Annotated in this window: 19 protein-coding genes; 2 read left to right on the forward strand and 17 right to left on the reverse strand. The window is 41.3% G+C overall.

From position 1 onward, the window contains the following. A partial coding sequence (locus PCORN_RS19465) for an immunoglobulin-like domain-containing protein (RefSeq protein ID WP_036081927.1) occupies positions 1–300 on the forward strand: 300 nt, incomplete at its 5' end. Between the two features lie 221 nt (positions 301–521). Here the strand turns inward: PCORN_RS19465 and PCORN_RS14465 are convergent. Next, positions 522–1,307 carry a C39 family peptidase gene (locus tag PCORN_RS14465; protein WP_036081929.1) on the reverse strand — a complete coding sequence of 262 codons (786 nt, stop codon included), beginning with the start codon at positions 1,305–1,307 and terminating at the stop codon, positions 522–524. Between the two features lie 597 nt (positions 1,308–1,904). Here PCORN_RS14465 and PCORN_RS17575 point away from each other — a divergent pair. Next, the gene (locus tag PCORN_RS17575) at positions 1,905–5,045 is read left to right on the forward strand and encodes an MSCRAMM family protein (protein ID WP_051999507.1); all 3,141 of its coding nucleotides are present in this window, start codon (positions 1,905–1,907) and stop codon (positions 5,043–5,045) included. Between the two features lie 72 nt (positions 5,046–5,117). On the opposite strand, the gene guaB is transcribed toward PCORN_RS17575, so the two are convergent. The 16 genes from guaB to PCORN_RS14560 all read right to left on the reverse strand — a co-directional run bounded on the left by guaB (position 5,118) and on the right by PCORN_RS14560 (position 25,267). Then, entirely contained in the window at positions 5,118–6,584 is a 1,467-nt protein-coding gene (gene guaB, locus PCORN_RS14475) for an IMP dehydrogenase (RefSeq protein ID WP_036081931.1), read from the reverse strand. 645 nt (positions 6,585–7,229) lie between these two features. Beyond that, entirely contained in the window at positions 7,230–9,008 is a 1,779-nt protein-coding gene (locus PCORN_RS14480) for an EndoS/ChiA family endoglycosidase (RefSeq protein ID WP_065520144.1), read from the reverse strand. Between the two features lie 136 nt (positions 9,009–9,144). Further along, the gene (locus tag PCORN_RS14485) at positions 9,145–9,942 is read right to left on the reverse strand and encodes a hypothetical protein (protein ID WP_036081933.1); all 798 of its coding nucleotides are present in this window, start codon (positions 9,940–9,942) and stop codon (positions 9,145–9,147) included. A 16-nt stretch (positions 9,943–9,958) separates the two neighbouring features. Then, on the reverse strand, positions 9,959–10,147 hold the full coding sequence (locus PCORN_RS14490; RefSeq protein WP_036081935.1) for a hypothetical protein: 189 nt from the start codon (positions 10,145–10,147) through the stop codon (positions 9,959–9,961). Continuing rightward, positions 10,122–10,433 (reverse strand): hypothetical protein, encoded by a 312-nt coding sequence (locus PCORN_RS14495; protein ID WP_036081937.1) that lies wholly within the window; start codon positions 10,431–10,433, stop codon positions 10,122–10,124. The genes PCORN_RS14490 and PCORN_RS14495 overlap by 26 nt, the downstream gene beginning before the upstream one ends. Before the next feature lie 515 nt (positions 10,434–10,948). Further along, positions 10,949–11,128 (reverse strand): hypothetical protein, encoded by a 180-nt coding sequence (locus PCORN_RS14505; RefSeq protein ID WP_036081941.1) that lies wholly within the window; start codon positions 11,126–11,128, stop codon positions 10,949–10,951. A gap of 473 nt (positions 11,129–11,601) precedes the next feature. Further along, positions 11,602–12,165, reverse strand: a complete 564-nt coding sequence (locus PCORN_RS14510; protein WP_036081942.1) for a hypothetical protein — start codon at positions 12,163–12,165, stop codon at positions 11,602–11,604. A 503-nt stretch (positions 12,166–12,668) separates the two neighbouring features. Continuing rightward, positions 12,669–13,067, reverse strand: coding sequence for a barstar family protein (locus tag PCORN_RS18695; RefSeq protein WP_051999508.1), 399 nt, complete (start codon positions 13,065–13,067; stop codon positions 12,669–12,671). Positions 13,068–13,488: 421 nt separating this feature from the next. Next, positions 13,489–14,187: a HEAT repeat domain-containing protein gene (locus PCORN_RS14520; protein ID WP_036081944.1), complete on the reverse strand. Its 699-nt coding sequence runs from the start codon at positions 14,185–14,187 to the stop codon at positions 13,489–13,491. Positions 14,188–14,350: 163 nt separating this feature from the next. After that, the gene (locus PCORN_RS14525; RefSeq protein WP_206537452.1) at positions 14,351–15,016 is read right to left on the reverse strand and encodes a HEAT repeat domain-containing protein; all 666 of its coding nucleotides are present in this window, start codon (positions 15,014–15,016) and stop codon (positions 14,351–14,353) included. Between the two features lie 208 nt (positions 15,017–15,224). Further along, the gene (locus PCORN_RS14530; protein WP_036081948.1) at positions 15,225–16,184 is read right to left on the reverse strand and encodes an SMI1/KNR4 family protein; all 960 of its coding nucleotides are present in this window, start codon (positions 16,182–16,184) and stop codon (positions 15,225–15,227) included. 1,094 nt (positions 16,185–17,278) lie between these two features. After that, a complete protein-coding gene (locus PCORN_RS14545) occupies positions 17,279–17,797 on the reverse strand; it encodes an RHS repeat-associated core domain-containing protein (protein WP_051999509.1) in 519 nt (172 codons plus the stop codon). Between the two features lie 169 nt (positions 17,798–17,966). Next, on the reverse strand, positions 17,967–18,095 hold the full coding sequence (locus tag PCORN_RS20935; protein ID WP_277620212.1) for a hypothetical protein: 129 nt from the start codon (positions 18,093–18,095) through the stop codon (positions 17,967–17,969). A gap of 158 nt (positions 18,096–18,253) precedes the next feature. Next, positions 18,254–18,694 (reverse strand): hypothetical protein, encoded by a 441-nt coding sequence (locus PCORN_RS14550; protein ID WP_036081953.1) that lies wholly within the window; start codon positions 18,692–18,694, stop codon positions 18,254–18,256. An 11-nt stretch (positions 18,695–18,705) separates the two neighbouring features. Next, positions 18,706–19,041, reverse strand: a complete 336-nt coding sequence (locus PCORN_RS19090; RefSeq protein ID WP_036081955.1) for a hypothetical protein — start codon at positions 19,039–19,041, stop codon at positions 18,706–18,708. Beyond that, positions 18,989–25,267 carry a DNRLRE domain-containing protein gene (locus PCORN_RS14560; RefSeq protein ID WP_051999510.1) on the reverse strand — a complete coding sequence of 2,093 codons (6,279 nt, stop codon included), beginning with the start codon at positions 25,265–25,267 and terminating at the stop codon, positions 18,989–18,991. Before PCORN_RS14560 ends, PCORN_RS19090 begins: the two co-directional genes overlap by 53 nt. Between the last annotated feature and the right edge of the window lie 344 nt (positions 25,268–25,611).

Here is a 25,611-nt window from a genome sequence, read left to right on the forward strand (position 1 = left end):
AAAGAAGTCAACACGAAAACAGTCACAGTGATTCCGAACGGCTCCATCTATGATTACAAACTAGACGTTAATGCGTATACCTTTGGCGATGCGACCATCACAGGAACATACGGAAAAGACGTTACCGCTGTTCGCCTATGGGTCAATGGAGCTCCGGTTAAAAATGCAACATTGAGCAACGGAAACTTCACAATCAATGGTCTGGCAACCATCACGAAAGCGACTGATAAAGTAGAAGTCGTAGCCGTCAACGCAAGCTTTAAAGAAGTCAACCGTAAAACAGTACAAGCTGGCGAATAAGCAAGTAATAGTCAGTCACACATGAAAAGAAGCACACTGTCCAAAAATGGATGGTGTGCTTCTTTTGGTTGCTCTCTGGTTAGCATTATTATTCATCAAGCGGCATTTCATCTGGAAAACATTTCATTTTTATGTGCAACCATTCAGAAAAAAGAAGGACTTTCGCGAAATCCGTTTTTTCATAGATCCCAAGCGCTTCAAAATTAGTTTTTATCCTTGATTTAGTAACTAATCGCGCGTTTTTTCAAAGCAGCCCACGTACTATTGAACGAAGTCTTCGAAATTCGGACGTTCTTTTTCACTGTCCACGGATCATTGTAATAATAATAACTGCCATCGTAGCCCGTAAGCGTCACAGCGTGGACACTAAATCCATGCATCCGCGTCCAAGCAACGACCGGCCGACCCGATTTCAACTTTTTCTCCAGAGTCGTGTTCGCAGCCCCTGTCAAATTCACCGCTGAACCCGTATACTTCTTCGTTAATTTCATCAAAGCAGGCGGATAAATCGTGTAGCCCGAACGATTAAACGGACTTCCGACATAGCCCAAATTCGGATTGCTCGCATGTTTTGGCATCTCGCGCGCCAACCTCACCTTGTCCACGTTCGCGCCCTTATACTTCAACATCATTGTCACCGCCACAATCTCACACCCCGTTGGCAATTGTGGTCGCTGCGCAATGAGCGGCACATTAAGCAACACTTTTGCAGTAGGTTTCGGGGCCACCACAGGCTTCACAACCCGCGTCGTCAAATAATTCCCCGACACATATGCCTTCTTCCCTTTAAAAATAATCTGGTGCCATTTCCCTGTTTTCGCTAAACTGCTCACTTTTGCGCCCTTTGCCAGCCAACCAACCGCCTTGTAATTCGTTCCAGCCCCAGCGCGCACCGTCAAACTCCCCGTTGTATAATACGTCGTTGCAGCCGAAACCGCAGAAACGCTCACAATACTCAACAACATAACCAAAACCATTCCCAGTAGCCACTTTCGATAATTCCCCACTTTGCAGTCCCCCTAATCATTTCCACAAAAAAAAGACCAACATTCCCCTGCTAGTCTCTCACGTTGCGCTAGTTCTATATACCACCGTACGCATTTCTAAAACAAACATAGGGCGCACGTTCGATTATTCTAGCTAAAAGAAACAAGTTTTTAATAAAACGAATTAATTCCATTTATATCAAAAAATTCACATTTTAGACATAACACACTTCACCTAAGTAGTAAGACACGCACATCCTAGTAGAACTCACGCAAAAATAGACTTTTTTAGTAAGACCCATCACACAAATAAAGCGCATCACGGTTATCTTTTTTACAATTAATAAACCTATTTACATAAAGTCATGACCTCCTGTTTAGACATCCTTTACACGCTTACTTGTCTATGCTAATATTTTACTTTGTAGGTGAGTAATAAAGAATTTTATAGCATTTATTTCAAATCAATAACTAAAAGGAGGTCATATTAAACGAATTTATATAAAAATCGCACTTATTGAATTATACTGCTTTTTCACAGACCCTATCTGGCACACACTCTCTACGTTTAGATAAGTTAGACTTTTCAAAAAATGATTACCATAAAGGAGAAACATAATGAAAAACAAACAAAAATACCTAATAACCTTGATATGCTTTATCCTATTCTTACAATCGTTTAGCTTGGTCGCAGTAGCCGCTCAAACTACATCCTCCACAGATAGCATCAAAACAGCGATTACTGTCCCATCTGGCTCCATTACTAACCGAGAAGAAGTCACCCTTAAAATCGACCTTTCTGGTAGCGCTGGTTCCTTCACACCAGCGAACGGCGATCTCACTGTCACTGTACCAAAAGATATCGTTTACAGCGTCACAGATTTTACATCCAAACTGGATTTGCCTGTACCATTCAAGTTGAAGAGCGTCACCTCGGATGGCGCGAATTACAAAATACTAATATCCATAGACACCTCCTTGATTGCCTCGAATGAAGCCTTTCACGGTATTTTTCAGATTCAATTTGGCGCACCGATACTGACAATTGGCGATGCACATAATGATGCACAGACTTTTTCAGTCGATTATGCGACCACGCACGATGAAATAACAGTTGATGTCTCAAAGAAAAATCCGATTGTACCAACGATTTTTGATAAGTGGTATAAAGGGGATTTAGACGAAAACAATGTTGCGGTTTTAAATACAACGGCACCTGAAAATAATAAATTCCAGCTTGTCGTGAACTACAAACAAGTGGCTCTAGATGACGTCATCATAACCGATACACTTCCCATTGGTACCTCTTTAGTCGCTACCAACAAAAATTCCAGTATACCGGGAGATAGTACGACAGTTGATAACATCAGGATTTTAAAGGCTACCACATTTGATGCACAAGGCGCCGCTGTCGGTTTTAAATATGCAACGGCGGATTTCCAAGATAAGATTAGCTACGACACAACAGCTCGCACTTTTAAAGTAGATTTAGGTGATGTAGCAGCGGAAGATACTTACTTTATTGAATACGCTTTAAAAGTAGATGACCCCGACCTTGGCGCGCAAGTAAATACCGCTAATTTCACAGCGTCAAATACGAACGCTATTCAGAAAGTCTTTCCAGTTAAAGCGATTCAGCATTTTGGAACAAGCTACGTTCTAAGCAAAAGCGTGGATAAACAAATTCTGAACTACGATGAAAACACGCTTACCTACACGCTAAAACTGATGTCACTAGATGGCGCGAGCATTCCTGCGGGCACGATTATTACTGATCCGCTAGATTCCCGTATCCATGTCACATCGATACTTGACTATGATAAAAGCAAATTTGACATTCAATATGATGCAGATTCCGTAACGATAACAACGCTCGTCGACACACCGAAAAACGGGAGTAACAGTTGGGCTTTTGAAGCCAACGTCTCCACTTTAAAAATTGGCGACTCGCTCCTGAACTCGGCCTATATGAACCTATCCAATAACATTATCCAGTCAAATACCGTCGCAACGAAGAAATACGATGGCCGAATCCAAATAATGAAAACGGATAACTTCAATCAACCGGTCGCTGGCGCCGAATATACCATCACAGACACGAACGGTACGGTGGTGTTCCAAGGGGAGACGGATAAAGCCGGGATTCTGCTATCGGCGGCATTGCAAACTGGCACGTATACAATAGTAGAGACAGCTGCGCCGGCCGGTTACGTTCTTGATAACACACCTCAATCCGTGACGATTACCGAGCAAGATACTGACCCGATTATCTTACAGACCAAGAACATCGTTAAAACTGGTTCAGTGGAACTGACAAAAGTCGATTCGGCAGACCACTCAGTGAAGCTTGCTGGGGCCACTTTTGATTTACTAGACGAACAAGGTACAACTTTGAAAGCTGGCCTGAGCACTGCTGCAAATGGTGTTTTGAAAATTTCTAGTTTGAATCCAGGAAAATACAGCCTTGTCGAGACCTCGGCACCTATCGGCTACACGCTGGATAAAGCGCCCATCGCGTTCGAAATTCTTTTTGGCGATAATCAGACTCCTGTTACTGTAGTCAAAGAAAACACGATGAAGAATGGTTCTGCGGAACTGACGAAGGTCGATTCAGCAAACAAGCAAGCCCTGCTACCCGGTGCTGTTTTTAGCTTACTAGATGAGCAAGGTACCGTTTTAAGGCAGAACCTAACTACCGATATAAACGGATACTTGAAAATTGCGAATTTGAAACCTGGGAAGTACAGCCTTGTCGAAACTGCGGCTCCTTCTGGTTACACACTAGATAGTACACCGGTCGCGTTCGAAATTGCTTTTGGCGATGACCAAAATCCGGTTACTGTAAGCAAAGAAAACACGATGAAGAACGGTTCTGTGGAACTGACGAAAGTTGATTCGGACGACCATGCAATGATGCTTGCCGGAGCTACTTTTGACTTGTTAGATGAGCAAGGTACGATTTTGAAAACTGGCCTGACTACCGATGGCAACGGATTTTTGGAAGTTTCTAATTTGAAGCCTGGAAAATACAGCTTTGTTGAAACGGCGGCTCCAGCTGGCTATACATTGGATAGCACACCAATCGCGTTCGACATTGCTTTTGGTGATGACCAGACTCCTGTTACTTTAGTCAAAGAAAACACGATGAAAAATGGGTCTGTGGAGCTAACAAAAGTCAGCGCATCTGACCATGCGATTTTATTAGCTGGCGCTGTTTTTGACCTACTAGACGCGCAAGGTGCGGTTTTACAAGAAGGGCTTACAACAGATGAGAATGGACTTTTGGCAGTGGATGGGTTGAAACCCGGGAAGTATAGCTTCGTCGAGACCACGGCTCCTGCTGGCTACACATTGGACAGCGCGCCGCTCCTATTTGAAATTCCGTTTGGCGACGATCAGACTCCGGTGAAAGTCGTGATGGATAATGTGATTACGTTCCAACCCGCACCACCATCAATGGATGACCCTACACCGCTTGATCCAACGCCAGTCAGCCCAGATCCGGAGAAACCGAGCACAGAAAAACCGGATCCGGAGAAACCTGGCACAGAAACATCGAACGTAGAAAAACCAAGCATCCAAGACCCAGCAAAAAAAGCACCAGTTCTCGAAGAAACGAGCACACCGACAAAAACAACAGATTCAAAAATACCAAAAACTGGTGACAGCTCCGAGCGCAATTTAATCCTAGTTGGCTTACTTTTATGCCTGCTTGCTTCCATGCTATTCGTAGCACAAGCGAGAACGCGGAAAAACTAGACCACACAAAAAAGCGTACTAGATTTGATGAGATTTGCGAGTCTCATCAAGCCTAGTACGCTTTATTTTTATTTAGGAAATACTATAGTTTGGCGCTTCTTTTGTAATTTGGATATCGTGTGGATGCGACTCACGCAAGCCCGCACCAGTCATCCGGATGAATTGCGACTCTTCACGTAAGTGGCGCAAATCGGCCGAACCGCAATAACCCATACCAGAACGAATACCGCCAATCAGTTGGAACAGCACGTCCGCAAGAGAGCCCTTGTAAGGCACGCGCCCTTCAATACCCTCCGGAACTAGCTTCTTCGCATCCGCTTGGAAATAACGGTCCTTAGAGCCCTTCTCCATCGCAGCAAGACTACCCATACCACGATACGTTTTAAAACGACGACCTTGGAAAATTTCCGTTTCGCCAGGACTTTCGTCGGTTCCAGCAAACATACTACCGATCATAACCGCATGTCCGCCAGACGCAAGAGCCTTCACGATATCGCCGGAATACTTAATCCCGCCATCCGCAATAATCGTTTTGCCATACTCACGCGCAACCGTCGCACAATCATAAATCGCCGTAATCTGAGGCACACCAACACCTGCCACTACACGCGTTGTACAAATCGAACCAGGCCCGATACCCACCTTCACGATATCCACCCCCACATCAAAAAGTTCACGCGTTGCTTCGGCCGTAGCCACGTTACCAGCAACAATATTCACATCTGGGAACGCCGCACGAATCTCAGCAATTTTATTCAAAACGCCTTGCGAGTGACCGTGCGCCGTATCAATAATGATAGCATCCGCGCCAGCTTTGACTAGTTTTTCCGCACGGCTCAGCGTATCATGCGTCACGCCAACTGCTGCGGCAACGAGCAAACGACCATGAGAATCCTTTGCCGAATTCGGGAACTCGATCACTTTTTCAATATCTTTTATCGTAATAAGACCTTTCAAAACACCATTGTCATCCACGAGTGGAAGTTTCTCAATCCGGTGCTTCTGTAGGATGTTCTCAGCTTGCTTCAACGTCGTGCCAACTGGTGCTGTAACTAGGTTTTCCTTCGTCATCACATCAGAAATCACGATCGAATAGTCTGTAATGAAACGCAAATCACGGTTGGTCAAAATCCCAACAAGAATGCGATCTTCTTCATTATTAACAATCGGTACACCAGAAATGCGATATTTCGCCATCAAATGCTCCGCGTCAAATACTTTATGATCTGGCGTCAAGTAGAATGGGTCAATAATAACACCACTCTCCGAACGTTTCACCTTCTCAATTTCCCCAGCTTGCTCATCGGCTGTCATGTTCTTATGAATAACCCCGATGCCACCTTGACGTGCAATTGCAATCGCCATTTTAGCCTCCGTAATCGTATCCATACCCGCACTAAAAACCGGTACATTGAGCTTCAGTGTCGGCGTCATTTCGACTTTCAAATCCACTTCATTCGGCAGTACATCCGACTTCGCCGGTACCAACAATACATCATCAAAAGTAAGACCTTCTTTTGCAAACTTAGTCTCCCACATGGGTCGCAACACTCCTTCAAATTTGGTTGACGTCACCGCTCCAAAATTACAAGCCATTCTATAGTAGAAAAAATCGCTCGCAACTCCTCTTCGTTTCCGCCGATAGATTTTGCTAATTAGATAAATGCTACAAGAAATAGCGTCATATGTCAAGAGGCTTGCAATTATCAGTTTTTTCTGAACTAGTTTGACTTTTAGACCATCAGCCAACTATTTTGATATGAAAGGAGTTACAGCCGTTTTTCACGTTCTTTCAACATGGGTATATAGTCTCTATGTTTCACGTGAAACAATTGCTATTTTGGTGTACACAAAAAAGCTTAAGCAAATCCTCGATAATCCGGCAAACAACGCGTCAGAAAACGCACTATTTCAAAATTCGAGACAAATGCCAAGCTTCTTCTCTATCTTATTTCAACGTGGGAATCCATGCTTCTCTTATTTTTTCGATATTCAGTTACGCAAGTTGGACAGACTTGTGTCCTGTAACTGAAAAGATGGAAAAAATGGCACGGATGATACTGCATAAATTGGCAACTAACTTCAAACGTGCTATCGAGAATTTCATGGGTTCCTCACCTCTTTCCATTCCTAAAATACGCTTTTAGAACACTAGGTTTGGCGCAGATTGTCAAACCCTATTTATTACGCCTTCTCTTTTTTCCTATAAAGAATGATCACAGACGTCAAAATTGCTAGCAAACCAACGAGGATTAGCCATTTATTCGATGACTCGTCGCCCGTTTCTGGGAGTTCACCAACTTTTTCTGGACTTTTCACAGCGGCCGCAGCTTCTACGACTTTCACAGCTTGCCCATTATCCACGGTTGGTACTGGCGCCGGTGCAGCTTTTGCGTAAATGTAAACGACCTCTTGTGCCGTTTCTGAAAACGTGCCGCTACTCTTGCCGTTAACCTCTTGCAACGTATAATCTGGAATATCTTTTTGCGCGAAGTCGTAACTCTCGCCAAATTTTCCGGTAAGTTGCGCATTGTCCGCAAGTTTTTCGCCATTCGTATCCTGATAAATCGCAGTCACTGGTTGCGGGACGGCTGCAATACGGCTCGCGAGATTTGCCACAGCTTCACTTACTTCCGCCTCCGTATATTTCTTCCCGCCGATCAAGTTTGTTAATTCGTTTTTCGCCGTTTTCAAAGCGTTCACATTCGCCGTATTATTCTCGACTTTAGACAAGATGAAATTAGCTTCGTCAATCGCCGCAAACGCTGATGTGAGGTCAATACTCGTTAGCACTTTCTCCAAAATAGGATCGTAACTCGGGCTAATCGCCGTTTCAAAATTTGCACCTAGAATCGCGACATTCACCTCGTACAGATTGCTCGCCTTGTCAATAAGGTTCTCAAGCTCGGCAACTTTGGCGCTGGCGATACCTTTACTGTACTGAATACGCTGCAAATGATGTTTCGCCAACTCCTTCGCGCTTTCTACAGAATAACCGTTAACCTCCAAAATTGCCGTTTTCGTCCATAGCAGATTCGACGGTGAAACGCTGCTTATATCAGGCTCATTATACGTTTTGCCATCGCGATCGAAGGCGTACAAGAACATCCCCGACAAATCGTTCTCCCGCACATATTTCGCCAGCTGGTACATATTCGATTCCTCATACGGAAGTTTCGTGTCATACCAACGATTCCGATCCTGCTCCTCCGGGAAAGTCAGACCCGGCAAGAACTTATCCTTCGCAATATACGGCGCATAAGCATTCGACGACATCTCCGTCCTATCCGTGCCACTGCCATACTGCTGATACGCCAACATGTCAAAACTGTCGCTCACATTCTCGAACGGAGCCATCGTTTCTGCATTGGTATCGTACAAAAAGAGCGTCCCATTATTCGCTTTCGGACCAATATACTTCGATAACGCCTTGATAACACCATCAGAAATTTTCACGTCAGCCGGACTTGGATACGTTTCCATATCAATATCCAGCCCGTCCAAACCCCACGGAATCATCAATTCATCCAGCAAAGCTTTCGCATAATCGTCAAATTCCTTCTCAGTCGGAAAACTACCCGCATGCGGCACTGTCAGCAATTTCGAGTAGTCAAAACCACGAATCAACTTAACCCCACGCGCATGCAACTCCGGTCCATATTCCGTTTTTAGCTTATCAAAAAACGGTTTTGCAAGCTCCTCCTGACCCGGTGGCACATAACTGAAAACGTTGACAATATTAATCCCGTACGGAATATCGCTCATACTAATCCAGTTTTCATCCGGCAAACTCGTATTAACCCCTTTCATCTCCACGTCCCGCCAAGCCCGATAATAAACCAAGAAATTCTTATTCGTGACCTGCTCCTCGGCCTGCACACTTCGAGATGGCAACGAAAACATCGGAATCAAACTAACACATAGAACAAAAACAATCGAAAAAATCAAGCTCTTCTTACTCATGCAAAAACCCCTTTTCAATTTTGTCTTCTAATCTCCCCAAGGCATACTAAATAAAAACGCTTTCATATTAATTTTAGCATAGCTATATCTGGATTATATAGACAAATTAAAGGTATTAGTGTACAAATCATGGTTTTTACTTATAAACGGAATAGGATTTGTCCTCTTTAATAATAACTAATTCTTGATAGCCACCTATTATATCGTTCATTTCCGACATATCGAGTGCAGTGTAATCCATTGGCTCCATTTCGCTATTAAACTTCATAATTCCTTTCCCATCAAACCCAAAACAGCGGTTATCATAATAATAAGAACCATAGTAATAAGTTGGAACCGTGTAGTATTCACCTTGATTCGTAGCCAAATTGTACTTCAAACAAAAATCCCCATAAATCTCATTCACTTCGCCGTAATAGAAAATATACAAATTTCCTTTACCGTCGTAGCAAAACGAATTAGCGTCATCGATAGGAAGAAACTCGTCAGGCAACACACGCACCATTTCATTTTGAATAGGATTCCATTTTAATAAAGCGTACATACTATATCCATTTAACTGATTGTCTGAATGTGTATGGTATACGCCTTCCTCGTGATACAACAAATAAGCTAGCCCATCGATCACTAAAAAACCTGTCAAACCTTCACCTACTATAGCATAACTACTAGCACTGTCGCTGAAACTCAAAATGTACAGACCCTCATCCTCCAGCCAATCACTAACAATAAGAAACAGTTTCCGACCTTCCGCCAAAATAGCATGACATATTGTAAAAGTTGGCTGATTATAAGGGTACGAAAACTCCAAACGCTGCTTATCGTTTAAAATTGCTAGCTTGCCGTTCGTGATAGAGTGAGAAGCTGGACCACCGCCATTCTCAGAATACAGATAGAACTCATTCTCCAGTAAGACTTTTTCAGTGATTTTCATTTTGGCCTCCTTTTTCTTAGTAATCCTCCATGCTCAACTCATAATCAAATTGAAAAATCTCCTCCAAATTTAGATCCCCATATCCTCTTACAATGGCTTTATTAACAACCAGCGTCTTCTCCTTAGAACCAAACCTATCCTGCCAGTACAGCGCTATTGGCTGATTTTCTGGAAATTTATTAATACGTTCTAAAAATTTTTTCATACACCTCTAAATTATCAGGAATCGCAGTTTTCTTATTCCTAGTCATACAATCCAGCTTCGCCAAATTTTCTGCTGTTATTCCGTCCTTTATTGTTTTTATAACACCGATAGCACTTGGTTTTCTGCCATCACTGAGCGCTACAAAATAGGATGTACCTCTTCTCGGCTTGAATAGTTGTTTAGCAGAATCACCTTTTTGAGAAAGAAACAGAATATCACCTTGATTTGCATAACTATCCAGTTCAGGTGAATATATGCTAACCAGGATTTTATCATATCGAATCATAATGTACCTCCTGAATTTATACTATTCGTTAAATCAAATTCTCAAATTTAGAGGCATCTATCTCAATCTCATCAGCCTCAATTAGCAATAAACCTTCCATTTTTACTGTTTTGCTTTTTCCACTCTGTATATTGCCCATAGTCAAACCCAAGCAAGTATCTTAGGTACCACATATACCACAGTCGCAATAAAAAACAGGCATACAACAATCAACGAAGCCATTTTCCTTCGTGTTTTATAAATTTTCATCTTATAAATAACAAGTATAACAACTACAACTATAAAATTGATTATTAACGCCATCACACTCGCTTCTTGATACAATTTTGCCACCCCTTCATCTACAAAAATATTACTACACTAACAGTAATCAGCAACCAAAATGTGAATAATACGCCCCAAAAAACTTTTCCATTTCTCGCTTTTAAAATTTACTAACATGAGGCAGGCAATTACTATAAACACGTAGAGAAAATCGTTTATAAGTTCAATCATGATCCACCACTCTTTAACCTTCAACCACCAAATATCGTCTTACCGCTCTCCCATGCATTTTTTAATAGCACAGACCCTAAACCTAGGAAAAACACCACGCCTATCATTTTTTTAATAATGGGAGTCTTGCTATCAAGTACAACAATACCGATAACAGAACTAATAATCCCACCAATCAAATATAAAATAAATCCCCACATGCTTCCTTGACTCCTTTGCATCACTCATAATAAATAAAAGTGTCCATCACGTACTTGGCATAAAGCCCGACAATCAACAAAAATACACAAATCGAGCCCAGAGTTAACCACTTATTATGTCCATAGGCTTTCATTGCAAAATAAAGTACCACGGTGACCAAAAACAGAAGAAAAAAACACCCCAAAATAAACAAAACGATATATATTTGAAAACTCCATTTCCCACCTGCCTCGATGTTATATTGTTACATAAAAACCTATACCGACAATTAGAAACCAGATAACCAACATGATATATGAAACTGCTCTATCAAGAAAACCCCATTTAAATTTCTTAATACCTATTAAAACTAGTATCATAATCATCAATAATAAGTGTATAGATATATTTAACAACGAATCCAAAGATATCACCGCCTGCCTATTCTATAAAACAAACCCTCCTCAAAACTCGAGAAGAGCCTGCTCTCACCTTACCTTGTTTGCTTCCGCAGTTTCCGCATCATATCTTGCTCAACGCTGCCGCCAAATCGAACCGCAATGATGTCTTCTTTTTTGATCCAGCAAGTGCCATCCGGACGTCCCTCATCGGTGACCAGACTGATTTCCAAGCCTTCATAATCATTCTCCGCGATAATCCCTGCAACCTGAGCCTCGTCTCCCAGGATCTCAATACCCGCAATTTCCTCATTTTGATACACATGATCCACCGCAATTTCGAATAGCGAATGCTTTTTGTTTGGTGCTTTGTCAAAGAACGCCGGACTTCTCGGTTGGCCTAACTGCTTCGCGAGTAATTCTGCGGTTTTCAGAAAAGCCGTGTCGATTTCGATGCGATACACCATTTCCAATGGCAGCACGACAAACCCTTCCTCATAGCCATCCGCACGCCTAGCACGGAACATGACATCGCTTGCAGTGAGCGCTTCGATGTACCCCGCCTCGAAATAATCTGCTTCACGAGCCGTATAGATAGCCACGAGTTTCTGCTCCTGTTGGCATTTTAGTAAACGTTCATACATGAATTTTGTGGACATTTTTTGTTCCTCCTTGTTGGTGTATAATTATTTTTGCTTGCAGTGAGTTTTATTATAGATATATAAGACATCCCCTTGTGGTAGTCTAGAAGCTGTATACAAAGAACGTCATGTAGGCAACGAGCGTTACAACATAGGCCACAACAGCAATTACATTAAAAGAAGGATGATGCCTGTTCCTCTTTTTCAAATATAAAAGTATCAGCACAACTGCAAGCACGACCACCATTACAGCAAAGAAAAGTAGTAAATTATTATCCATTTTACCTCCTATTTGAGAAATGTTGCATTATGTGAGGAATAGTAACGTTCCTACAATGAAAATTCCAGTAAACATCGATATTCCCTGAAATACAGTAGTCATTTTTTCGCTCTTCATTTTAATTAAAAATGGTATCAATATGAAAATGAAAAACGCGATAAAATTTATTCCAAAATCTAAAATGAGATTCATTGCGTCCCTCCGAAGTTATTAGATTCAATATTACTCGCTGGTTGCAAAACTACTCTACAAGATATACATCAAATGAACGTGGCTCTCCGCCAATCACTACAGTTTGAACTTCATCTTGCCAAAAAGGAAGTATAATCTCTTTAAAATCATTCATAATACTTGCCTTTAATTTCGGCTCCTTAGCTAGAAAATAATTATAATGATGAATGACAAGCTTGTAACTCTCTTTATCTATCCAACTGAGATCCCGAATCCAGTCCAAATAACCATCAACTGTATCGATGCAGCTTGTCGGAAAATCAAAGGCTTTTTCAATTTTAGTAATATAATCTTCCCATGAGCCTATTGATTTTCCATCAATTTCAACTACATACGCATCTGACCTAGACCAGTTCTTCTTTAAATCATTTACATTGTCCTCACTAGTAGTATATATGCTATTATCCATTTTTATGCTCCTATTCATATTTTGTAATTTTACACTGGTTTTGCTTTAGCTGTAATGAACAAAGATTCCTATCACGTAAAATATATACACAACTAAAGCTATACTTTGCATGCAACCATTGGTATATTTGCATTGTCTAGTACAGGAAAATCATATTTATCTGCACACTTGTCTAGCATTTTTAGGAAATTATGATTCATGATTATTCTCCTTAATCATGTGATTTATAGTGTATATTTCGTAACAATATTAATCTTATCCAAATTACATTTTTTCTGGGCTCTGTAAGTATATTTTCCATTATCAAATCTATATGTACAGCATGTTCTCCTCATATACAAGGAGAACATACTTATTCAGGTTCTAATCACCACTCACAAAGACACTGTAATTTTATACTTATAATTAATTACAGAACAGCTCACAATTTCTCCCATCGCTCTATGCAAGCCAAACTCCATTCCAGTAATCTGATTAGCTTATTGTCCTCCTCCACATCTAATCTGCTTTGCAAAATAGTTATTATCTGTTTACTAAATGGAGCATCTGCGAAATCTGTCAGCGAATTGATAGTAACATATGCCGCATCGGGATCTTTTGTATTCATCAAGAGCTCTCCCATTTTTCCAATCCAAAACGGTACATCTTCTTCATACTCAACTAATTTGATAATTCCCGAGTAACAACCACTTCGAACTATATCCTCGATTTCTCCTTCCAACTGAGTACTTAGAAAAGAAATTAGTGAGTCATCATTCATATCACCTAAGTTGTCAGCTGCATAAAATTGTATCCATTTATTCGGATTGTTCATCAGTGATTTAAGCAAAGGTATTGCCTTCAAAATACGATGAAAACCTAGCAATTCTATGCACCTAATTACTACTTTATACTCATCATCCAGATGTTTTATTGCCGCATTTATTACCTCTTTATGTCCATTTTTAATTAATGCATCAAAAGCCGTTGAGCGTAAAGCCACGGATGGGCTTTCTGTGTATCTTAATAAAGTATCCTGCACTGTTGGGCCTTTGGAGAACTTGCCCAATTCGCTCAAAAGGAAGATTTGAATCCCTTCATCTGTAGTGTTTTTTAATTTTTTTTTGTAACTCTTTAGCATTCATTTTTTTTTATATTTTTTATGTTTTCAGGTGTCATATTTCTCCTTTCTAAGAACTAGCTCTTTTTTTTTTACATTATGTAAGAGGTATGTATAAATAAACCAAGTTTATACATACTCTCATTTTTTATTCAATAAAATTTGTCCAAGTTAATCTATAGGGTTAGACCTCACTCAGGCATCTCTTCTGCGTCCCCCTAATTATTGTTTCATTTCCAACAAGCATAACCTCACTCTTTGCAACTCTTCTTTTTGTGATTTGTTTTGTTTCGATTAAGATTTGTCTCTCTAATGCATCTAGAATCTCATGAAAAAATACTTCTCCTTCTGTAATTTGGACTAAACGATTTGCTGCTCTGGTTTGAACGATGGAGTCTGCAGATTGAAGTAATCCTATTAATTTATTTATCCATGTTTTATCACCCTCCAGATTGTATAACGCTGCATAGTATGCACATTTCAAAAATTCATTATCAGTGTTCTTTAATTGACCTAATAACACCTGTACCACGCTCTTATCTCCCATTCTCCCCAGAGCCTCGATTACTTGTACCCTTACTTGATCATCTGCATCATCTAGTAATGTTATTAGCATAGGAACAGCCCTTGTTTCTCTATGAACCCCTAAATATTCTGCACAGACTAGTCTTTTGAAAAAATACTCATCGGTCAGGTTATCTATAGCATATGAAATGAGTTCTTCATCATAGATATCTATAAGCTCATCCAGGATCATAGAGGCTGTGTATCTATCTTCTTGAACCAGGCTCTTCAACAATATTTTTTTCACATCACCATCTATCGTTCCGGCTTCCCTATCTGATGCCATAATCTCAAGTACACTATACTTGAGGCTATGATTACGTTTCCTTTGAGCATGCTTATACATCCATTCAAATTCTACCTGATTTGCATTGTATAGCTTATCTAGCAATTTCTTCCTTAGTCTTTTTTTTCATGGCTTATTCTCCTACCTTATTTTTTGTTTTATTTATCCACCCCTTAGATAACCTTCCTATTCACATTAACAACAGCCTCTATTCAATAATTTCAGCTTCGTATTCCAACCATTTATCCCATGAATCATAGGATGTTTCAAATTCTCGTTTTTGGAATACTTCGCCTGTACTGCAATTCAGAAACACTGGCTCTCCGTCGCTTTCCACAGCCACTTGCAAAACGTTATCAGCCACTTTTTCGACATATAGTTCTGCATTATCAGGCTTGTCTAAACTTAGCATAGCAACAGTCGGACCAGCTGAGCTATCAATCTCCCCACCATTATGCTTTAGTAAAAAATCTCTATACTCAGTGGGCAATTCCATATCATGAATACTTTCAAAACGCTGTAGTTCTTCCAACGCTAAAGGTTCATTCCAGTCCACTCTCAAAGCTTCTTTTTGCACCTTCGCAGTAGTAATGCTCAAGCCATTATTTAAACTATCACCTGAATAAGTGTGTGCCAATATTATCTTCTCTAGCCACGAGTATATATCTTCATATTCCCCAACTATATCCATTTTATTATAATGATAACTGATATTCTTATCTTTAATCTCCATAACGCTTTCCTTGTTAGTGAGCAGATATAGCGTGTCACGTTGAACAGATTTTCCAATTACGAAAAATTTGTCCGGCATCCATGATAATGATGTAATCTCCTCAATACCAGTCGGCTGCAAGTCCTTCTCCTCTAACGTCATCCCTTGATATTTTCTCTTATGACCAGGAATAATGATATCATTGAATAGTATAGCCCCATTCGAAAACTCTAAAAGTAATTTCTTAAATGGTTCCAGTAGCTCATCCTTGGTGTATAGGTGCCACTCTTTTAAATGCTTTTGATATACTTCCAACTCCTCTAAACTAAGTGGTGGTGAGAGATATGTTTCATATTCCGAATCAGAAATTGGTCCATACAGTACTCCTTGCCAAGGTGTTTCAAGTTTTGAAGCTCCATATAATTCTTCTAGTAGATTTTTTAGATGGTTAAACATAATTTATACACCTCAAGTAATAAATTTTATAGCATGTATATGTACAGTATGTCCTCCTCATTCAAGGAGAACATACTTATTCAGGTTCTAATTATTACCTACAAAGACACTGTGAACTATACTCTTACGCTGCTTTATGGGTCCCAAACCGCATGTTATTGTCTAGTCATTTTAGTGTTAACAAAATAATTAAGTAGGGATAGCCCTGTGCGTCATAACTATTCTATTGCTATAAATGAAATATAAAATAAATAAATTATATAAGCACACATCAATAGATTCCAAATCATTGATATCATGATCATCCTGTTACTTCTTTTGAAATAATACATTATCCAATTCGCTATAATAACAACCATAATAAGTATGTTCGTTATTAGTAAGATAAGGTTATTATTTTCTCCATCCCATACTAGAAATAGAGCATAAGAAAGGGACATACTACATACTATAATCCCTGTAAAAATTGCATAAACAGACTTTTCGCTCCAGCTAGTTTTCAGCTTAACATTTATCTCGGTAAATGTTTTTAATAAATAACTCGAAAATAAGCCGGTAAAAACGCAGAGTAGACTAATTAATATATTCATGGAATCGCCTCATTCTCCTTTTCCAATTAACTCTATGCAACTATCCTTCTACCTTAAAAATATTTTTTAAACCAATAGAAAAAATTGATTAAAAAGATAGATCATATAAAATGTCATTAGCCCACACCATATAACAGATAAAATCACCATCATTTTATTTTTACTCAGCTTGTAAAAAATATATAGTAATACCAAGGTGACTAGCAGAAACACGATTGTCTGATAAAGTATGAGATTATTGTGCACATCCCAAATCACAAAGAAAATAAAGGATAGCGCAGATGAATAACAAATTTCCAAAATACACAATATAGACGCCATCGTTGTAAGTAGCCCTGATCCCTTCTCTGATAAATCCTTCAAAACCTGCAGCAAGTGTCCACTGTATACAGCTATTGTAATACAAAACAGACTAACTATAACACTAGTTAAGAAAACAATCTTAATCACTTCCTTCTTTTACTCACAACTTTACCTTTGTGAATTTTTTTATTCTTGTAGAAATTATTCACTTTTTTTACTATTAATTCTACTGCGTAGTTTTGAGTAATTCGTTTTTGATTTTTTAGCAATATTTTTATTTAACAATGTTGTTCTCAGGTGTTTTCTGGGATTTCTAATTAGTGACTTGCCATACGTTTTAATACTTTTAATCAAATTCTTTCTTTTAGCAAGCTTCGCGACTACTCTTATGGTACCACCTACACCAATGATACGACCAACTCCTGTTTTCCACACTCCATCGACGGCTCCTCTTCCCGCTGCCCATGCAAGCCCTTTAACAGAATAGCCTTTATTACGATTTTTATACAGATATTTAGCTGTACCCCATGCTGCTCCTCCCGCGGCCGCCACAACCCACCATGCTATCTTGCCATCAGGGTCCAGATACATCACTGGATTGTTGTTTGCATAATTATAGCCATTCATCATTTGAGGGTTATCTTCATCACCTGGCTCTGGGTCATAGCTAATAAAAATACCTTGTTCTGGTTCATAGTAGCGAGCCATCAAGTAATACATACCAATTTCTTTGTCATACGTATAGCCGGCATAGCCAAATGGGTTTTGTTTGGCTTCATTCGTGGTTTCTGTGGCTTGTAGTACATTTTACTTCTATTAAATGTGATTTCTTCAAAATCGCTTTCAGAAAATATATCATTCAACTTTTCCCTTTTCACAATATCCTGTTCTAAAAAATACTGATAGGTTCATTTGCTTCCATAAGGATTTTCTCCAGAATCTCGTTTAGTATATCATCCTCAGGTATGACATCTACTTCTATATCATACTGCAAAGTAAAGATATTATTTTCTAACATCGATTACACCTCTTTTCTATTGCATTCCATATCGTTATCATGATACTTGTAGGCATCTGCAGAAAAGAACGTGCCACGAAATGGCACGTTCTTTTGAATTTACTTATTAATTCTGCTTTAAAATAATAACAGCAATACCATCTTCCATAGTAAAGATATTAAGCTTTAAAATCAAGCTCTTCAACTAAAATATTGAAATCTCTAGCATAGAAATTAATGTTCTCGCCTTCTAAAACTCGGAATGTTATAGTTGAATTTTCTACTAAAAAGTAATCAATATTTCCAATAACATTAAGATTTGATATGTTCGTTACTAATTCGTTTATTTCTTCACCTTTAGGAATTACTATATACTTCCCATCTTCAATGATTGATGGTAGCTCATCCATTATTTTTTCTAGATAAAAATTTATATACCGCTTAGCTTTTAGAGGTAGTGATATATCACCTTTCCTTTTTTTATCTACTGTATATGCATATATATCATATTTCTCAAATAATGGATTTAACACTCTTCTTATGTCAATCATTATATCAAAATACTCCTTATCCACCTCATTGTATGAACCCATAGTGGTCATTCCTACACTGTAAATCATTATATCACTTCCTATTCTTCGCTTTTTTTTAATGTTATCCGTTTCTTAGCTTTACCTCGTTTCCATTTCCCACTGTATTTCGAATATTGGTTGTTTTGTAAGTGCCACCCATGATCATTGTGAGGTGTATGAAATTCCCAACTTCTATAAGTTTTCTTGCCACTTTTCTTTTTTGTTGAATAAATGAATCCCCAATATCCATTGCCTTTTTCAGTAGAACCTTTAATTTTACCTACTTTATGAATTTTGTATGGGATTTTACCCCATGCTTTTTTAGCTGATTTAGCTAACCATTTACCACCTTTTTTTAGCTGATTTCCACGCCGATTTACCACCTTTTTTCCCATATTTCCAAGCATACTTTCCATATTTAGCAACAAACCCTATAACTGGAACAAGCCAAGCCCAATGTCCATCCGGATCTATATATTTAACTGGATTATTATTGGCATAATTATAACCATTCATCGTCAGTGGGTCATCTTCATCCCCTGGATCTGGATCCACACTGATAAAGATGCCTTGTTCTGGTTCGTAGTAACGAGCCATCAAGTAGTACATACCTATCTCTTTGTCGTAGGTATATCCAGCATAGCCGAATGGGTTTTGTTTGGCTTCATTGGTCGTCTCGGTAGCTTTTAGTACGTTACCCCATGCGTCGTAGCTGTATTCTGCTATCGTGTCGCCTGCTTCATTCGTCAGGGCAACCACATCGCCATGCGCGTTGTAGTGATAGAAGACTGTTTTGGTACCAACTTTCATTGCCATTCGAACGTTACTATCCGAATAAACATATTGGCGTTGCACCGTTCCTGCACCGTCTGTTTCGTATAAAATGTCAATACTATCGCCATCGTAGTAGTATTTTGTGGTCTGTCCATTCACTGCTTTTTCAATACGGCGGTTGTCATCATCGTATTTGTAAGTTGCGAATGGGGTTGACTCGCCTTTTTTCGTGATAGCTGTTAGTTGGTCTGAGGTGTCCCATGTGTACGTGTATTTACCATCGCTTAGACGGTTTCCATTTGTATCGTAGCTTAGCTTGTCGCCATTCCATGTGGTTAACTGGTTACCATCATTATAACTTGCATCAGTAGCTTTTGTCTTGCCAGAATCGATCACTTTCGTACGATTGCCAAAACCATCGTAGGTGTAGGCTTTGACGGTGCCATCTGGCAGTGTTTCTTTGGTCAGTTGGTTGATGGCATCATATTCGTAACTTGTTTTACCTGATTTCTTGTTATCAATGGATGTTCTATTACTTGCTGCATCATACGTATAACTCTCTTCAAATAAGCTATCGCCAAGCTTGGTTCCGATTTGGATGTCACGTACTTTTTGTGTCGCGTCATAGTTGAAGTTTGTTCCTACGCCATTTCCATTGATGTACTGGCTCACGTTTCCGAATTCATCATAATCTAGGAAATAGTTACGAGAACCATCGTTGAATTTCGTATTTTGGTCTAAGGCGTTATAATCATAGGTTGCTTTGTAATTGTGCGTGCCATGCGAGACAACAACCTCATTGATTTTGTCGGTTTTCCCTTTGTTGTCTTTGCTCGGTTTATCTTTGTATGTCCAGGAAACACTGCCGCCTCGCTCTGTTTGTTTTGTGATACGGTCAGCATCGTCATAGGCTTTATCGCGTATCATGCCAGATAGCGCATCGGTCACTTTCGTTTCATTGCCATTCGGGTCAAATTGGAAACTAAAAGCGGTTTGACCATTCCATTTCACACCGGTGGCACGATCTGCGGAATCATAGATGCTTTCAATGGTGTCACCGTTTGGTTTCGTGACTTTGGTTTCATTCGCATTCGCGTCGTATTCGTAGCTGATTCTGCGACCTAAGGCATCCGTGAATTGGGTGACTTTGTTGTCGTTATCATACGCATAGCTATTTTGCTGTTCTTTGCCGTCTGCTGTCACAAATTTCTCGGTGGTATTACTGTTGTCATCATACTTGTAGGCAACGGCTGTTCCATTTGCCAAGGTCGTTTTCGTTAGTTGATTATCAACATTATACTCTAACTTCTTCGTATTGCCTTTTTCATCGGTTTCAGTTAGTTTGTTACCATAGACGTCATACGTAAAGGCGGATTTGCGATTTTCTTCATCGTACGAAGCGACCACATAATTTCCATTCGCATCGTACGTATTTTCCGTCATCACTTCACCGTCTAATATACGGAAATCATCAAACCAAGCTTTCCCTGTCACACCATTTTGGAACATCGTTGACACGCGAATCGTTTGGATTGGCTTCGTTGCTTTCACAACTACCGCACTTCGGTTCCAGTCATTGGTTCCTAGTGGGAATTTCGCACGGACGTATTCATTGGTGCCATCTGTGTATTTCACATCGGCCCACAGCGCGTAGTCATCGCTCACCTTGCTTGTGCCGCTCGTTTTCGCGTTCTCCGATTTAGACATCCCTGTAATTGTCACGGCTTTGGCTGTCGTTTGATTCAGTGGTACCACTTGTCCCAGATAGGCATTGGTTTCTGCCGTCGTTTTACGCTCGTGTAAAGCAGAGCTATCCCCACTGAATCCTTCTTCATCCGTGACGCGTAAGGCTGTTAGTGCTGTGTTTCCCGTGCGCGACCAACCTTCTGCCGTCAGTTCGGTGCTTTTCTCCATACTATTATTCACGACTGGATTGTAGCTCGACGCGATACTGCCTTTTTCTAGTTGGACGTTGTCATACCAAATCGTAGCCTTGCCTTTCGATCCAGCCATCTGTTCACCAGTCAGATACAACAAGACTTTTCCTGTTTCTTTGGTGGTCGTAAACGTGACTTGACGCTTCAACCAGCCACGGTTCCCTTGAATGGATGCCGCTCGGTTCGAGTGCCATGCCGTGCCATCTGTCACATCTTTCCCTGCGGCAGTCTGGGCACGCACCATTGGAAAGACATCTGAATTGGTCATATTCGCTGTTTTGATAGACGCACTTAATGTGTAGGTTGTGTCTGGCTCTACATCGATATATTGCGTCGCTGCGGTATACCCTTTCTCCGCATTGATGCCTTCACTCGTAATTTTCAGCGCGCCACTTCCGCCTAAACTACCTGGTGCTTTTTCAGCGCTGTCAAAACTTAAACCGCCCGTCGCATTGCTTTGGATCATTTTCCAATTGGCGAGTGCCGTTCCACTTTCAAAACCGCTGTTCAACACTAAATTGCCGGCAGCCGATAGCTCACCACTACCACTGATTGGGTTTCCGTAAGCATCGTATTGCGTCACCGAAGACATATTCGCTTCCGTTTGATTCGTCTCGGATACCGCATCGGCGCCACTGTATGCCGTCGTTGTTTCGCGATTCTCCGTATCTGTTGCGGAAATCACATCATTATTTTCATTATACGTATAATTCTCCGTCCCATACGGATCGGTCACCGACGTCACATTCCCGTCCGCGTCATACGTATACGTCTCTTCTTGCCCTTTTGGACTTACTTCTTTGATCAGGTTGTTCGCCTCGTAGCTCGTCGTCGTGCTCAGCTTCAAGCCATCCGCGTCCACAACCACTTTCTCGGGATTTCCCGCCTGATTGTAGGTATAAACCGTCTTCTTACCTTTCGCGTTTACCAGCGTCGCCTCACGCTTCTCCGGCGCATAGCTCAGCGTCGTCGCTTTGCCAACTGGATCGGTCACTTTCACCAATTTCTTATCTGTGTACGCGTACGTTGTCTGGTATGGCGTCGCTTCCGTGTGCTTCGGATCATAAATCGCCGTCAACAAGCCGTCCGTGTAGCCATAGCGATACGCTTTCCCACGCGGTGTGGTCGATGCCGTCAATTGTTTCGCTGCATCATACGTAAACGTCACTTCCCGGTTTTCCGGCCCCGTCACTTTCGAAATCTGCGCACCATTGTAGGTCACGCTCACCTTCCGACCAGACGCATCCGTAATCCCCGTCAACTTCCCACTCGCGTAAGTGTACGTCAATACATTGCCGTTAGGGTCTTTTTCGCTCAAAAGTTGTCCCGCCGCATTAAACGCCACTTCCGATTTATCCTGCTCCACCATCAAAAAGCCCGTCGCAGTTTTCGTCAGCTCGCTATATACACCTGCAGGCGCCTCATACGTCGTCCCCGTTTTCATAAACAATTGCGTTTTATTATCGGATTCATACAACATCACATCGCCGTTCGCTTGTTCCGCAACGCGCGTTTCCAGTGTACTCGTCCAACCTTTTCCGAACAAGCCGACTTGGTCATTTTGGCTGTTAAACGTTCGGCTAATATTAATGCTCGGCCCGCGTCCTTCCAACTCAAAATCCGTCTCGCTGAACAAGAAATTCCCGTTCGTTGCGTTGACTTCGCCGCCAATCACCGGAATGGCTGTCCAATAATCCACCATGCCTTGCTGCGAACCAACAAGCGGAATCGTTGCTTTGTATGTCCCAGAAATCGTGCTGGCACCTTGTTGTCCTGTCTTCGTATAGGCCTTCACTCGGAACGCATAATTTTTCAAATGCCCTAATGTTCCACCAGAATTGGTATATACAGGAGACGGATCTTGCGCTAATTCCGCGCCTTTTCCATCTGTATGCAATGCCCAACCACCGGCCGCAATCTCTGCATTCGTTGGCCAAAGCCCTTTATGCTGCGTCGTCCATGTCGTCTTATTCCCAACATCAAATTCGACATCCTTTTTCCCGTCGAACATCGTCACGATATACCCTTCCGCATTCGCGACAGGCGCCCAGTTCACTTGCACATAACCAGTATTCGTACCCGCCAAATTGGCATACGCTTTTCCTGTCGGTGCTGCTGGCGTCTCGATTGGCATGTATACATCCGTAACATCTGATGTCGGGCTATCCCCACCTGGGAATGTTGCTAAAACCCGAACGATATAGCTCTGTCGATTCCGGTAATCAGCCGTACTACCTGCTTCATACCCATTTGTATAGAGTTCTCGCGGATCATTCGCGAACTCCGCGCCTTTTCCATCCGTATGGAACTCAAAGTCACCTTCATCCATTTCCGCCTGTGTCGGGAATATTTTCTTCCCTTTCGATGTCCAAGTCGTTACATTACCAACTGGAATATGCTCATAATAGTAACCATTCCAAATCAGTAGTCGGTACCCCGTCGCACCTGACACCGCGTTCCACGTCAAGTCCATGTAACCGGTGCCAGTACCCGGTCCATTCGAATACGTTTTCGCAACCGCTTTTGCCGGTTTCGCGTACGTATACGTCACTTCCAAATACGGCACATTCGTCCCCGTTTCGGTCGCCGTGAACTTTTTCCAAAAACCTTGCGTGTTCGTCGTGTGCATCATGAAACCGTAGTTCACCCGCGTGCCCTGCGCCCATGCCTGCACTGTATCTTTCACGTTAAAACTGGCCCACTGATCGCGTCCAACATTCGTTTGCGCAATATTCGTCGCAGTCGGCTTGTTATTCCACGTCACCGCGCCCGGCGTCCAAGCTCCTTTCACCTCATCCAATTTCACCAAGTTCGGCGTCGATGGATAGTAATGCCACGTTGCATACGCCTTAAACGTCGCCGACTCAATCGAAGCCTTCGCGAGCGACGACACATCAGGCTTGATATACGCATAATTAATCCCCGTCGTGCCATCATACTGACCAACCGACAACGTATACTCGCCCTGACCCGCGTCCCACAACTTGCTTCCCGAATAGTTCGTCGTCGGGTAAGCACTCGCAATATGCGCATCCGTTGCTTTTTTCAACTGCACACTCGGATCAATATACACTGGATATACCCGATCCTCCGCCTTCAACCAGTCCACATCCGCCACGACTTGTAACGAATAAACCGTACTCGTCAGCGCCTCTAATTTAAACTCTACCGCATCCGAACTCACCGCGATGCCCGATTTCTCATCGATTTTCGAGTCCGACATCACCGGCTTCGGCAATTCAAAAACGACCGCGCCCTTGCGATTCGTAAAGCTGATCGAACCGTCTTCCAATTGTTCCACTTTTAATTTCGTGTCCAATCGGAAATTATACGTATTGAATCCATTATATTCATTCACTACGATGTCTTCCTTCACAGACGTGTTAAAATGCAAATTCCGCAAATCCGTGTTCGGTAACACCTCTTTAAATCGCGCTTCATTGCCGTCGACGCTTGCTTCCACGTCCGTCACAGCCGTTTTTTCCTTCTCGCCTTCTGCCGATTCAAAACCAAACGTAATCGCTTCGTTTCCCTCGCCAAACGTACTATATTTTCCTTTTTCCATCTTCGGTAGGAATTGCGCTTGAATCTCCGTGCGTTCTGCCTCAATGACATCCTCATCCGTCGTCACCAAGTCATTGGAAACCCGCTCCCACTCGCCATCTTCCTTCACATTAATCGGTTCCGTAAAAATCTGTTTTGTGAAAGAACCGTTCTGATTATCATACACAAGCTCATTCTCCGTGCGTTCCTCGACCACTTCCACCGGCTTCGCTTCCGCCGTTGTTTTTGGTGTTGGTGCCGCATCCCCCTTTGTTTCCTCCGCTCGTGGTTCAAATGCCGGCAGCGTCGAAACAACCAACGCAAAAACCAACCACACTAATAACCCTTTTTTTAGCCATGTCTTCATGTAAAAACTCCTCCGCTTTTTGTATTTTTCCTACCATCTCTTTTTTGGTGAGCGTTTTCACCAAATTAAAAAGTAACATAATTAACCTTGGAAAACAATACTTTTTTCGTTTTTTTTCTAATAAATTATTTTTTTTCTTGCATTTCTAACTATAAATCTATTCAATCCCGCTACATTAAGCTTTCAACACGCCAAAACGGCATCCCCACCTTTCTTGACTTCTTATTCATTATACGAATATACGTTCGGTTTGTAAATAGCAAAAGTCTCCCAAGTTGAAAAGTTGAGCGGGCTCGTTCAGCTCCGAAAAAATTTGTTAGAGGCCGCAGTGAAAACCATCTTCT

This window comes from Listeria cornellensis FSL F6-0969, assembly GCF_000525855.1.
GTDB lineage: Bacteria > Bacillota > Bacilli > Lactobacillales > Listeriaceae > Listeria_A > Listeria_A cornellensis.